At 70.9% G+C, this 12,619-nt stretch carries 12 protein-coding genes, 3 pseudogenes and 1 other annotated feature; of the genes and pseudogenes, 7 read left to right on the top strand and 8 right to left on the bottom strand.

From position 1 onward, the window contains the following. Nucleotides 1–42 precede the first annotated feature (42 nt). From AA0005_RS17115 to AA0005_RS17105, 3 genes are all read right to left on the bottom strand, one after another. A complete protein-coding gene (locus AA0005_RS17115; protein WP_413451295.1) occupies nucleotides 43–237 on the bottom strand; it encodes a DUF2188 domain-containing protein in 195 nt (64 codons plus the stop codon). Between the two features lie 232 nt (nucleotides 238–469). Then, on the bottom strand, nucleotides 470–1,183 hold the full coding sequence (locus AA0005_RS17110; RefSeq protein WP_413451294.1) for a M23 family metallopeptidase: 714 nt from the start codon (nucleotides 1,181–1,183) through the stop codon (nucleotides 470–472). Nucleotides 1,184–1,740: 557 nt separating this feature from the next. Beyond that, nucleotides 1,741–2,978, bottom strand: a protein-coding gene (locus tag AA0005_RS17105) for an IS3 family transposase (RefSeq protein ID WP_413451243.1) whose coding sequence is annotated in 2 segments (ribosomal slippage) — nucleotides 1,741–2,699 and nucleotides 2,699–2,978 — 1,239 coding nt in all. Because the reading frame shifts where the segments join, the coding sequence is not laid out codon by codon here. Next, nucleotides 2,587–2,700, bottom strand: a sequence feature (AL1L pseudoknot). Its footprint overlaps the gene before it by 114 nt. 218 nt (nucleotides 2,979–3,196) lie before the next feature. On the opposite strand from AA0005_RS17105, the gene AA0005_RS17100 reads away from it, so the two are divergent. From AA0005_RS17100 to AA0005_RS17085, 4 genes and pseudogenes are all read left to right on the top strand, one after another. Then, nucleotides 3,197–3,541, top strand: a complete 345-nt coding sequence (locus AA0005_RS17100; RefSeq protein ID WP_413451293.1) for a relaxase domain-containing protein — start codon at nucleotides 3,197–3,199, stop codon at nucleotides 3,539–3,541. A 15-nt stretch (nucleotides 3,542–3,556) separates the two neighbouring features. Beyond that, nucleotides 3,557–3,976, top strand: a pseudogene (gene mobF, locus AA0005_RS17095) (MobF family relaxase); the annotation flags it as partial. Between the two features lie 25 nt (nucleotides 3,977–4,001). Beyond that, a pseudogene (locus AA0005_RS17090) lies at nucleotides 4,002–4,331 on the top strand (relaxase domain-containing protein); the annotation flags it as partial. A 53-nt stretch (nucleotides 4,332–4,384) separates the two neighbouring features. Next, the gene (locus tag AA0005_RS17085) at nucleotides 4,385–5,530 is read left to right on the top strand and encodes an MFS transporter (protein ID WP_413451292.1); all 1,146 of its coding nucleotides are present in this window, start codon (nucleotides 4,385–4,387) and stop codon (nucleotides 5,528–5,530) included. 17 nt (nucleotides 5,531–5,547) lie between these two features. Here the strand turns inward: AA0005_RS17085 and trxB are convergent. The 5 genes and pseudogenes from trxB to AA0005_RS17060 all read right to left on the bottom strand — a co-directional run bounded on the left by trxB (nucleotide 5,548) and on the right by AA0005_RS17060 (nucleotide 10,747). After that, a pseudogene (gene trxB / locus AA0005_RS17080) lies at nucleotides 5,548–6,583 on the bottom strand (thioredoxin-disulfide reductase). Between the two features lie 4 nt (nucleotides 6,584–6,587). Further along, on the bottom strand, nucleotides 6,588–6,977 hold the full coding sequence (locus AA0005_RS17075; protein WP_413453121.1) for an arsenate reductase ArsC: 390 nt from the start codon (nucleotides 6,975–6,977) through the stop codon (nucleotides 6,588–6,590). Nucleotides 6,978–7,009: 32 nt separating this feature from the next. Then, nucleotides 7,010–7,684: a helix-turn-helix domain-containing protein gene (locus AA0005_RS17070; RefSeq protein ID WP_413451291.1), complete on the bottom strand. Its 675-nt coding sequence runs from the start codon at nucleotides 7,682–7,684 to the stop codon at nucleotides 7,010–7,012. Between the two features lie 50 nt (nucleotides 7,685–7,734). Next, complete coding sequence (locus AA0005_RS17065; RefSeq protein WP_413451290.1) at nucleotides 7,735–9,195, bottom strand: arsenic transporter; 1,461 nt, start codon at nucleotides 9,193–9,195, stop codon at nucleotides 7,735–7,737. Nucleotides 9,196–9,358: 163 nt separating this feature from the next. Next, nucleotides 9,359–10,747 (bottom strand): FAD-dependent oxidoreductase, encoded by a 1,389-nt coding sequence (locus tag AA0005_RS17060; protein ID WP_413451289.1) that lies wholly within the window; start codon nucleotides 10,745–10,747, stop codon nucleotides 9,359–9,361. 116 nt (nucleotides 10,748–10,863) lie between these two features. On the opposite strand from AA0005_RS17060, the gene AA0005_RS17055 reads away from it, so the two are divergent. From AA0005_RS17055 to AA0005_RS17045, 3 genes are all read left to right on the top strand, one after another. Beyond that, entirely contained in the window at nucleotides 10,864–11,241 is a 378-nt protein-coding gene (locus AA0005_RS17055) for an ArsR/SmtB family transcription factor (RefSeq protein ID WP_413451288.1), read from the top strand. Nucleotides 11,242–11,321: 80 nt separating this feature from the next. Then, nucleotides 11,322–11,699 (top strand): hypothetical protein, encoded by a 378-nt coding sequence (locus tag AA0005_RS17050; RefSeq protein ID WP_413451287.1) that lies wholly within the window; start codon nucleotides 11,322–11,324, stop codon nucleotides 11,697–11,699. Between the two features lie 387 nt (nucleotides 11,700–12,086). Continuing rightward, on the top strand, nucleotides 12,087–12,614 hold the full coding sequence (locus AA0005_RS17045; protein ID WP_413451286.1) for a hypothetical protein: 528 nt from the start codon (nucleotides 12,087–12,089) through the stop codon (nucleotides 12,612–12,614). The last annotated feature ends 5 nt before the right edge of the window (nucleotides 12,615–12,619 follow it).

Genomic DNA, 12,619 nt, shown 5'->3' with positions numbered 1-12,619 from the left:
GCTTGTGACTCAGCCCTTCGGGGGGTGGGGGTCGTTGCCGTATTAGTTGCGCTCTCCGACCGTGCCGTCCTTCTTGTGAATCAGGTGCTCGACGCCATCCTTCTTCGCAGCCGTGCGGCCGGCCGCCTGCGCCTCAGCCTTCGTGTCGTGCGTGCTCGAGGCGCGCTTCGCACCCTCACGACGGTTGGCCCACCCATCGTCGGTGGGCACCGTGTGAATGTTCTTCTTCTCGGCCATCACAATTCCCCTTCCGGTCCCTCGGTGAGGGAGCCGCAGGGCGTCATCATCTCAGTTTGCGGCGAATCCGCTGGGGATCTGCTTGCGGAACCGAAGATCCTCTAGGAGAACATCAGCAGCCGGTCCACTGACGGCTTGGACACGCTGGTGGTGTGGAGCTCGACCGTCTCGCCCGGTCCAAGGACCTCCTGACCGAGAGATCGGGCAACGCATGCTCACAGGAACGCTGGGCCTAGAGCTCGCCGACGTCCACAGCTTCGTGTTCCTGGAGCCAGCTGAGCGGGTTCACCGTGGAGAGCTGGTCGTCGGTGTGGACCTCAAGATGCAGGTGCGGGCCGGTGGAGTTCCCGTTGCTTCCCACCCCGGCGATCACCTGGCCGGCTTCCACGGTTTCCCCGGGCTCGACGTACAGACCAGAGGCGTACATATGGTTGTACCAGGTGTAGACCGTCTGATCCTCGATCTCGTGCTTGATGATGATGAGCATGCTCGACCTCCCGGCGCGTCCCTGGCCCACATAGGTCACGACGCCGTCGGCCACGGCGTGGATAGGGGTGTCCAGGGGTGCCGCCAGGTCGACGCCGTAATGGGACTGCGCGGCTCCGCCGAACGGGTTCTGCCGCGTGCCGTACCTCGAGGTGATCCGGTAACTGCCTTCGGCCAATGGCATGACGACCTTTTGGCGTGCAGGTACGAGCGCCGCGGCCATACCATTGGCGCTGGGGCTGCGGTCGGTTGCGAGCTGTGACCGTTCTGCGACGCGAGAGGCTCGGACCGCCGCCGCCATCTCTCGAGCGGCGGGCCGGTCAAGGATTGCCGAAGTGGCGCTGGCTGACTCCAGCTCGAAACGGTCTGCGGCACCGTGAAGGGCTTCCAGGGCACTTGTCTCCGCGGGCACGACAACGGGGACGGACATGACCTCGGCCTGGGGGGATGACACGCTCACCGGAGCAGCCAGGAGCGCCACGGCCCCGTAGCCGAGACAAGTGTGAGCGCACGTCGCCGCCCACGAGATCGGGGACTAGTGCGCAGGTCTTTCCTACGGATCTGCTGTGACGGTTGGGAGCTGACGGGTTGCGCCCGGACCGCGTGGGGACCACTGCGCAGGTCCCGCCTGCGCGGATGCTTCACCACCCCTGCGGCGATCGCCCGCTCGAGGTCCTCCGCTCCGCCGGTCGCCTGGTGGCTGGCCTGGCGCAGCTCACGGCGAGTAGGCCGCAATGCCTGCGGTGGCACGTGAGGCACGCTCAAGGAGGCTCCTTCTGCGGATACAGCACGGCCGCAGAAGGCCGGGCAAGATCTCAGGGACCATTCGGTCAAGGACCACGCTACGTCCGGTTCGATCCCCGAAGTGACAAACACCTGGTCTCTTCATTGAACCTTCATGGATCCACCACGGTCCGTCACACGCCAAAGACCTAGCCACGGACTCGTTCCACCGCCTACCCCCAGTCACCTCCTGCAGGGGCACAGCGGCTTACACACCTCTGAACCGCCCCGGGTTTAGTGGCGGCTCGGTTCTCTGGTTTCGGCCGTCGTGGTGACGGGGTTCTGACGGTAGTGGTTGGCCTCGTGCTCGGCGGGTGGAATGTCACCGAGCTCGGAGTGCAGGCGGCTGTTGTTGAACCAGTCGACGTACTCCAGGGTGGCGATCTCGACGTCCTCGAGGTTGCGCCAGGGGCCGCGGCGGCGGATGAGCTCGGTCTTGAACAGGCCGATGGTGGACTCGGCCAGGGCGTTGTCGTAGGCGTCACCCACGGTCCCGATCGAGGGCTGGACACCGAGCTCGGCGAGCCGCTCGGTGAAGGCGATGGAGGTGTACTGCGAGCCGGCGTCGTTGTGGTGAATGAGCCCGGCAAGGTCGGTGACCCCGGCGCGCCCGCGGGACCAGGCCGCCATGTTCACCGTGTCGGTGACCAGGTCGGCGCGCATCGTGGTGGAGGCTTTCCAGCCCACGATCATCCGGGAGAACACGTCGATGGTGAACGCGACGTAGACGAACCCGGCCCAGGTCGCGACGTAGGTGAAGTCCGCGACCCACAGCTGGTTCGGTGCACTTGCGGTGAAGTCGCGGTTGACCAGGTCACCGGCCCGTATCCCGTCCTTCGCCGGGATCGTGGTGCGCCGCGTCCTGCCGCGGACCGCGCCCTGCAGGCCGGCGTTACGCATCAGGCGTTCGACCGTGCAGCGCGCCACCGGCCGGCCGATCCGGTTCAGGTGCTTCCACATCTTCCGCGCGCCGTAGACCCCGTAGTTGGCCGCGTGCTCGGCACTGATGACCTCACCGAGCTCGGCGTCGGCCACCGCCCGGGCCGAGGGTGAGCGCTTCTTCGCGGCGTAGTAGGTGCTCGGGGCGACCTGCAACTGGGTGCAGATCGGCTCGACCCCGAACTCCTCCTTGTGCTCGTCGATGTACTTCACGATCACCGATGTGGGCGGTCGAGCTCCGCCGCGAAGAAAGCCGAGGCGCTCTTGAGGATCGCGTTCGCCCGCCGCAGCTCGCGATTCTCCCGTTCCAGCTCGGCCAACCGCTGGGCATCACTGGTCGTGGTGCCCGGCCGGTCCCCGGCATCGACCTCAGCCTGGGCAACCCAGCCACGCAGCGTCTCGGGGTTGATCCCGAGCTGCTCTCCCACCCGCCGACACGCCCCCACACGTGACTCGGGATCCTTCTTCGCTTCGAGCACCAGCCGCACGGCCCGCTCACGCAGCTCGTCGGGGTACTTCCTCGGTGCGCTCATAGCTCTCATCCTCCGTGGACTGAGAGCCTCCATGGAACCCGGGGCGGTTCACCTCTTCCACTCCTAATGAGGCTGAGTACCGTTGGCGGCATCGCACCGGCCAGTGGGGGAGGTGAGCGGTCATGATGACCGTCCACGTCCTGCACGCCGGGGATGGGTACACCTACCTCACGCGCCAGGTGGCCACCGGTGATTAGCAGCGCGCAGCGGGGGAGTCGTTGGCGGACTACTACGCCCACGAGGGCAACCCACCGGGACGGTGGATCGGTGCCGGTATGGCCGGCGTGGGAGTCACCGGCCGCGTCTCGGAGGACCAGATGCGGGCCCTGTTCGGGGAGGGCCTACACCCCGACGCGCAGCGCCTCATCGGGGAGGCCGTCGAGCGGGGGATGGCCCCGGCCGCGGCCGTGGAGAGCGTTCGGCTGGGGCGGCGGTTCCCGCGGTTCGCGGCGGTGGAGAGTGACCGAGAGTGGCGCGCCACCGTGGCCGAGGCCTACGCCGAGTTCACCCTCGAGCAGGACCGGGCACCGGAGCCGGGAGTGGAGCGCGACCTCATCCGCTAGGATGTCGCCGGCCGGCTGCTCAGGCAGGAGCTCGGGCGGGAGCCGGGGGATGAGGCGCGGGCCAAGTTCCTCGCCTCGCGGGGCAAGCAGCAGCGCCAGCCGGTGGCGGGGTATGACCTGGTGTTCACGCCGGTGAAGTTGATCAGCACGCTGTGGGCCTTGGGTGGGGTGGAGATCCGGCACGAGGTCGCCGCGGCGCACGAGGCCGCATGGCAGGTCGCGTTCGCGTGGGTCGAGCGGGAGGCCGGGGTGACCCGGGTGGGCAAGGGTGGGGCCGCGCAAATTGACACGCGCGGGCTGCTGGCCGCGGCGTTCGACCACGCCGACTCGCGCACCGGGGACCCGAACCTGCACACCCACGTGGCCGTATCGAACAAGGTCCAGGGCGCCGACGGGCGGTGGCGGGCGCTGGACGCGCGGGTGCTGCACGCGCTGGGGGTGGCCGCCCTCGGAGCGGTACAACACGCTCATCGAGCAGGAGCTGCGCCGCCGCCTGGGGGTGGAGTTCGTCGAGGAGGCCCTCGGTGCCGGGAAGCAGCCGGTGCGGGAGGTCGCCGGGATCGACAAGCAGGTCCTGCGGGCGTTCTCCTCCCGGCGCGCGGCGATCGAGGACACCTACCTCGAGCTCGTGGCCCGTTACCGAGCCCAGCACGGGTATGAGCCCCCCAAACGGGTCCAGCTGCATATCGACAAGCCTCGATATGTTGTGTGGGTGTGCTGTCCCCGCCTCACCGGTGTTGTCGACGTGCGAGGTCAGCGCCGCCCGGCGGCGTCGGGCGGCGTGGAGTGACCCGCGCTACCGCTCTCCTCACGCTCTGCGCGACGCAGGTGGTGAGCTGGGGAGTGCTGTACTACTCCTTCCCCGTCGCGCTGCCGCGGATCACCGCGACCACCGGGTGGTCCGCCACGAGCGTCATGCTGGCGATCTCGGTCTCCCTCATCGTCGCTGCGGCGGGTGGCGTGCCGGTGGGGCTATGCATCGACCGGCGAGGGCCGCGCCCGGTCATGACCGCAGGCTCGGTGGCCGCGGTCCTGGGGGTGGTCGGTGCGGCGGCTTCGCCGTCGCTGGGCTGGTTCATCGCGGCGCTGGCCGTGGTCGGTGCCGCCCAGTCGTTGACGCTCTACGCGCCCGCGTTCACGGCGATCACCCGCTGGTACGGGGCCGATCGGGTGCGGGCGCTGCTGGCCCTGACCCTAGTCGGGGGCCTGGCCAGCACGGTGTTCGCGCCGGTGACCGCGGCGCTGGTCGAGCGCGCCGGATGGCGGGGGGCCTACCTGGTGCTGGCGCTCGTGCTCGGCGTCATCACGATCCCCGCGCACGCCTTGGGGCTGCGGGCCCCGTGGCCCCAGGACAGCGCCGCAGCCAGGGCGACGGGCAGTGAGGGCTGGCGCACGATAGCGCGGTCACGGCCCTTCATTGCGCTGACGGTGGCCACCTCACTGACCGCTTTTGCGGTGTCCGCGGCCACGATCCACCTGGTGCCGATGCTGACCTGGCGTGGGCTGACGACCACCGCCGCGGCGTGGGCGCTGGGCCTGTCCGGTGCGGGACAGCTGCTGGGGCGGATCGGCTATGCGCCGCTGGCAGCGCGGACCGGCCCGGTCTCGCGGGCGTCGTTCATCCTGACCGCGCTGGCGGCTTCGATCCTGCTCGTCGGGCTGCTGCCCGGGCCCGCGCCGGCCCTAATCGGTGCAGCCATCGCGCTGGGGGTTGCGCGCGGCGCGCACACGCTGCTGCAGTCCACTGCGGTCAGTGACCGCTGGGGTCTGGACGGGTTCGGCACCCTGTACGGGATCCTCAACGTCCCCACCACCCTGGCCATGGCGCTGGCGCCCTGGGTCACCGCGGCCATGGCCGAGGCGACCGGGTCCTACCCCGCGACCTACGTCCTCCTGGCGGTGGCCGGCGTGGCCGCCGCGCTGGTCGTGCGTGCCAGCGGCCCGCGCCCGCTCATCGGTCAGCACGGGCCGCCAGTGCGACGTCGCTGACCCGTCCCTGCTGTCGCCTACAGCGCGAGGGCCCCCTGCGGGGTCTGCGAGGCGGTGGCGTCGGGCTCGACGGCCTCGCCGAGGGCGGCGAGGTAGCGCTCGGCGTCCAGGGCGGCGGCGCAGCCGGTCCCGGCGGCGGTGATGGCCTGGCGGTAGGTGTGGTCCACCGCGTCGCCGCAGGCGAAGACGCCCGGCACGCTCGTGGCGGTCGAGGGCGAGGTGACCACGATGTAGCCGTTGGCGTCCAGCTCGACCTGGCCGGTGAGCATCTCGGTGCGCGGCACGTGCCCGATCGCGACGAACACCCCGGTGGCGTCCAGCTCGCGCTCCGCACCGGTCCGCGTGTCGCGCAGTGTCACGCCGCTCACCTTGTCGGTGCCGTGGATCGCGGCGACCTCGCTGTTCCAGGGCGAAGTCGATCTTCTCGTTGGCGAACGCGCGGTCGGCCATGATCTTCGAGGCGCGCAGCTCCTCACGGCGGTGCACGACGGTGACCTTGGCAGCGAACTTCGTCAGGAAGGTGGCCTCCTCCATCGCGCTGTCCCCGCCGCCGACGACGATGATGTGCTGCTCGCGGAAGAAGAACCCGTCACAGGTCGCGCAGTAGGACACCCCGCGCCCGGTCATCTCGCTCTCGCCGGCCAGGCCCAGTTCCTTGTAGGCCGAGCCGTTGGCCAGGATCACCGCGCGGGCGCGGTAGACGTGACCCTCGGCGGTGGTGACGGTCTTGACCTCGCCGGTGAGGTCGAACGAGGTGGCGTCGTCGTAGATGACGGTGGCGCCGAACTTCTCGGCCTGGGCCTGCATCTTGTCCATGAGCTCGGGGCCCATGACGCCCTCGGGGAAGCCGGGGAAGTTCTCCACCTCGGTCGTGTTCATCAGCGCGCCGCCGGCGGTGACGGCGCCGGCGATGACGACCGGGGCGAGGTTGGCGCGCGCGGCGTAGATGGCGGCGGTGTAACCGGCCGGGCCCGAGCCCACGATGAGGACCTCTTGCAGCTCGCCCGGGTCGGTCTGCGGCGTGGCAGTGGTGAGGGGGGTCAGCTCGATCATGGGTTCAGGCCTTCGCGGGGAGGAGCTCGGCCAGCAGGCCCTCGATCCGGCCGCGGATGTCGTCGCGGACCTGGCGGACGGTCTCGATGCCCTGGCCGGCGGGGTCGGTCAGCTCCCAGTCCTCGTAGCGCACACCCGGGAAGAAGGGGCAGACGTCCCCGCAGCCCATGGTGATGACGACGTCGGAGGCCTCCACGGCGTCGGGGGTGAGGATCTTGGGCTTGTTGGCGGTGATGTCGATGCCGACCTCCTTCATCGCCTCGACCGCGACGGGGTTGATCTGGTCGGCCGGGGCGGACCCGGCGGAGCGGACCTCGACCTGCCCCTCGGACAGGGCGGTCATGAAGCCGGCGGCCATCTGGGAACGGCCGGCGTTGTGGACGCAGACGAACATGACGCTGGGGCGATCGGACACGGGGGTCTCCTTCAGTGGGTGGGGGTCAGGCGGGGGGCCAGGGTGGTGACCCGGCGGGTGAGGTCGGCCAGCGCCTCGTCGAAGGCCGCGGCGTCGCCGGCGGCGACCGGGTCGGGCACCGACCAGTGGATGTCGATCGGGGTGGTGAGCTCCTCATGGGCGCGGTCGCACACGCTGATGACCAGGTCACCCGCGCTCAGCACGCCGTCGACGTGCTGGGGTGCGACGCGGGGCAGGTCGAGGCGGTGGCGGCGGGCCACCTCGAGGGCGACCGGGTGGATCGCCTCGGCGGGGTGGGTGCCGGCGGAGGTGGCGGGCACCGCACTGGCGCGGCGCCACAGCGCCGCGGCCAGGTGAGAGCGGGCGGAGTTACGGGTGCAGACGAACACCACGCGGGCCACCGGCCGCTGGTCGCGCGGGGCGATGTGGTCCAGGGCGCCGGGCACGAGCTGGACGTAGTTGCGCCGACGGTCGGCCTCGGACCGCTTGCGGCTCACGATGCCCTCACGCTCCAGGACGCCCAGGTGGTGGGCCACCAGGTTCGAGGGCGCGGTGAGGATCTCGGCGAGCTCGGAGGGTGAGGCGTCCCCCAGGCTCAGCACGTCCACGATCCGCAGGCGGGCAGCGTCGGCCAGCGCGGCGTGCAACCGTGCCCGCCCCTCCACGTCACTCCAGTCAGCGTTCATTGACTCAATGATGACTGACTGGAATCCGATTGTCTAGCCTTCCCGTCGGCTCAGGGGCCGAGGAGGGTGAGCCAACCGGCCAGGGCGAGCAGCGTGACCGCAAGAACGGGGATGGTCAGGATGATGCCGACCTTGAAGTAGGTGCCCCAGCCGATGTGCATGCCCTTGCGGTCCAGGACCGAGAGCCACAGCAGGGTGGCCAGGGAGCCGATCGGGGTGATCTTGGGGCCCAGGTCGGCGCCGATGACGGCGGCGTAGGCCATCATCTGCTCGGTCAGGCCGCTGGTCCCAGCGGCCTCGATGCCCAGGGCGGCGATCAGGGTGGTGGGCATGTTGTTCATCACCGAGGACATCCCCGCCACCAGGAAGCCGGTGCCGGTCGCGGTGGCCAGGTCCCCGTGCTGCGCGATGCCCACCAGGAGCTGACCGAGGTAGTCGGTCAGGCCCTCGTTGCGCAGGCCGTAGACCACCAGGTACATGCCCAGGCTGAACAGCACGATCTGCCACGGCGCGGACCTGACCACTGACCACACCGCGATCGTCGGCTCGGCAGTGGTGACGGTCCCCGCCCGAGCGGAGAAGGCCCCGCCGCCTGCAGCGGAGGTGGCGCCGGGCGCCGGCCGGCCGCCACCACTCACCGGGACCGCCACCAGGTCGTCGTCCCTTGCGGCGGGACGAAGCTGCGCGCCGAGGCGCCGGAACAGCGGGCGTGGGCGGCGAGCGGCGATGAGCGCAAGCACGGCCGCGCACAGGGAGGCGACCAGCGCGACCGGCACCCCGATGGCGTCGGCGGCGAAGTAGCCGACCAGCAGCGCGCCCAGGACGACGACGCCCGCGCGGAACGTCGTCGGGTCGGCCACCGCCTCCGCGGGGCGGCGCAGCGCGCTCACGTCGTAGCGGCCGGGGATGGACTTGCGGAAGAACAGGCGCAGCACCACCAGGCTCGCGCCCAACGAGACCAGCGCCACGGGCACCATCACCAGGGCGTAGCGGGCGAAGCCGATGCCGAAGAAGTCGGCGATGACGATGTTGACGAGGTTGGACACCACGAACGGCAGGCTGGTCGTGTCGGCGATGAAGCCGGTGGCGATGACCAGCCCGAAGGCCACCGCCGGGGAGAACCTCAGGGCCAGGATCATCTGGAAGACGATCGGGGTCATCACCAGGGCCGCGCCGTCGTTGGCGAACAGGGCCGCCACCGCCGCCCCGAGCACGACGATGAGGTTGAACAGGGCGCTGCCATTTCCCCGCGCCCAGCGCGCCACGTGCAGGGCCGCCCACTCAAAGAAGCCCGCCTCGTCCAGGATCGAGCAGATGATGATGACCGCGACGAACGTCAGCGTCGCGTTCCGCACGATGTCCCACACCACCGGGATGTCACTGAGCTGGACCACCCCGGCGATGAGCGCGACCACCGCCCCACCCAGCGCGCTCCACCCGATGCCCAGCCCCTTGGGCTGCCAGATCACCAGGACCAGGGTGGCGAGGAAGATCCCCACGGCTAGCAGCACGGCGCACCCCCGACCGCGAAGCGGGAGATCCCGGTCGGCTGGGCGCCGGGTGCCTCATGTCGGGGGGCCAGTAGCAGTGTCACCGTCTGGTGTCCTTCCGTCGCGCGTGGTTGAGCCCTGCCCTCGCGGGGGAGGGCAGGGCTCAACCTGGGGGTGTGGTGGGTCAGAGGGCGGTGCGGCCGTGGGCGAAGCCGGTGGGGAAGCCGATGAGCGCAGGCTCGGCCGGCGCCCCGCAGCAGCCGCCGGCCGCCTCCGCGGCGATGCTCAGGCTGCCGTCGGCCTCCACCACCGGGGTCGCGGTGGAGCACACCCCGGTCTCGGGCAGCTCCAGCTCCAGCGTGGACGCGGCGGCCGTGTCACCGGCCAGCTCGGCGACGATCGAGCGGACCTGCTCATAGCCGGTGGCCAGCAGGAACGTGGGGGCGCGGCCGTAGGACTTCATCCCGGCGATGTAGAAGTCAGGCTCCGGGTGGGCCAGCACGTCCGCGCCGTGCGCGGGAACCGTCCCACAGGAGTGGAACTCCGGGTCGATCAGCGGAGCGAGCCGGCTGGGCGCCTCGACTCCCGCGTCCAGCTCCAGGCGCAGCTCACGCAGCATCGCCAGGTCCGGCCGGAACCCCGTCGCGCCCGCGACCCCGTCCACCACCAGGCGGCGCTCACCCCCGGGCGTGGCGAGCGTCAGCTCCAGACCGTCCCCGACCGGGCGCATGGCGGTGATCGTGGCCGACGCCATGAGCTCGACCTCGCCCGCCTCCACCGCCCGCCGCAGCTGGGAGCCGAGCATGCCGCGGGCCGGCAGCCCATCGGCGTCACCGCCGCCGTAGGCCCGCTCGACCGAGCCTCCCCGCACCAGCCAGGTCACCCGGGTGCCCGGCTCGCCGCGACGCAGCTGGGCCAGGGACAGCAGCGTGTTCGCCGCCGAGTGCCCGGCGCCCACGACCACCACGTGCTTGCCGGCCACCCGCTCCCGGTCCCGCCCCAGCACGTCGGGCAGCGCACCGAGGAGGAAGGCGGCGGCCTCGGCCTCACCCGGGGCCGGCAGCCCGGCCGTGCCCAACGGGTTGTTCTGGGACCAGGTCCCCGAGGCGTCGATCACGGCCCGGGCCCGGTAGTCCACCACCTCGCCGTCGACCGTGGCGCGCACAAGGAACGGGCGCTCGGCACGGCGCCGGCCATGGGTCTTGTCCAGGCCATCGCGGCTCACCGCCACCACCCGCGCCCCGGTCACGATCCGCCCCTGCAGGGCGGCCGCGCCCGCCAGTGGCTCGAGGTAGTCACTGACGAGCTCACCACCGGTGGGCAGGCGCTTGGGGGCCGGCTCCTGCCAGCCCTCCGCCTCCAGCAGGCGGCGCGCGGCGCCGTCGACGTTGAACTGCCACGGCGAGAACAGCCGCACGTGGGCCCACTGCCGCACCGCCGCGGCGACGGAGTCCCCGGCCTCCAGCACCAGCGGCTCCAGGCCGCGCTCGGCGAGATGAGCGGCGGCCGCCAAGCCCACCGGGCCGGCACCAATCACGATCACCGGCAACGACGTCGTTGTAGTCGAGGACATGGCTGGTCCCTCCCAGAGAGCGCGACCCGCACCCTCACATTGATGGTTCTCGATGAGACCAGCGCAGCATGCCAGATCATATCGACAGACGTCAATCGGTGGGGGACACTGGTGTCATGACGGTGATCCCGCAGACCCCCGAGCTCGAGACGGCGTGCTGCGCGCCGCTCATCCGCGAGCCCCTCGCGGACGGCCAGGCACGCGACCTCGCGGCGATGTTCAAGGCCCTGGCCGACCCTGCCCGGCTGCGCCTGCTCTCGATCATCGCCTCCCACGAGGGGGGTGAGGCATGCGTCTGCGACCTCACCGAGCCCGTGGACCTGTCCCAGCCGACCGTCTCCCACCACCTCAAGATCCTCACCGACGCCGGCCTCCTCACCCGCGACAAGCGCGGCAAATGGGCCTACTACGCCGTCGCCCCACAGGCCCTCGACACCCTGGGCGGCGTCCTGCGCATCCAGCACACCGGCAGCAACCCCGCCAGCTGCTGCTGAGGCAACGCGACTACGGGTCTCGCGGATTCGCGGCTAGATTCTCGGTGGCTTTTGCGTTGCTTCCCGCGTAGTGTTTCGGCATGAGATCCGATGTAGTCGCCGCGCACGCCGACGCCACCAGGCTCGACATCCACGAGCTGGTGCGGATCCTCAACGAGAACGTGGGCACCACCGTCGTCCAGGCGATGACCGGCACCAAGGACCGAGGCCAGCCCGCCCGGTGGGCGCGCCCCGACGGGCCCGAGCCCCGCCTCAAGACCGTGAACCAGCTCCGGTTGGGTTACCGCGTCTGGCACCTCCTCGAGCAGGCAGAGGGTCCCGACGTCGCCCTCGCGTGGCTGGTGGGTGCCAACCCGCGCCTCGGTGAGACGACCCCCATCTCGGCGGTACGTGACCTCAAGAGCGCCGAGGTCATCGGCGCCGCCCTCGCGTTCATCGACGGATCCCCCGCGGCGTGAGCGCCGCTCCACGCTCCCGGGTCTGCCCCCGCACCGGGCTGCACCTCGTGCCGGCCCGCGGACAGAACGGCCGGCGCGTCGCCCAGGAGCGCTACACCCGCTCCGGTGGCATCCTCGCCGTGCGTGTCAACGAGCACGTGGGACCGCTGCCCGCGGAGCTGCCCGACCGGCGCGGGCGCTTCGACACCATCGGGCGCACCGTCTACTTTGCCGAGCGGGCCACCACCGCGTTCGCCGAGGTCCTCCAGGACTTCCGCGCCGCCCGAGTCACCCTGCAGGCCGACGCCGACGCCATCGGCATGAGTGTGGAGGAGTACATCACCGCGGTCCGCGACCAGGCCGCGGCCAACGGCCGCGAACGCCCGTGGGCGCAGTGTGAACTGGCAGATGAGCCGCTGCCTGCACCGCGTGGCCATGCCCGCCGAGGGCTGGTGGGTCCAGATCGACCACAAGGCCACACTCAACCGCCTGGGCCTGGACCTCGCCGAGCCGCTCCGGCAGGCCGGGGTCCCGCTGCTCACCCTCAGCGGCACCACCGGTGAGAACCGTGCCGTCACCACGCTCCTGGCCCAGTACGTCCGCGGGCAGAGCCTCTTCGACGGCTCCCTCCCGCTCGGCATCCAGTTCACTTCCAAGACCGGCTACGGCACCTGCTGGGCCTGGTGGGACCGGCGAGCCGACGACGTGCTCACGCCCGGAGAGAACGACCCCAAGACGCTTGAGGACCTCAACGTCGACGGCGACGCCTTCCGGGCCGTCAGCACCGACTGGCAGCTCGAGGTGCTCCCCGGGAAGCCTCACTACCTGCGCGCCGAGCCGCGCGCGAACTGCGTCCGTCGCCTCAGAGCATCGACAGGCTCGCCCCATGCCAAGACACTGGAGAGGCGCTACCCCAACTTTAGGAGGCGGGCGTGAATGGC

Origin of the sequence: Georgenia phoenicis, from assembly GCF_047302425.1 — a bacterium.
Lineage (GTDB): Bacteria > Actinomycetota > Actinomycetes > Actinomycetales > Actinomycetaceae > Oceanitalea.
This window is presented reverse-complemented; position numbering and strand designations above follow the sequence as displayed.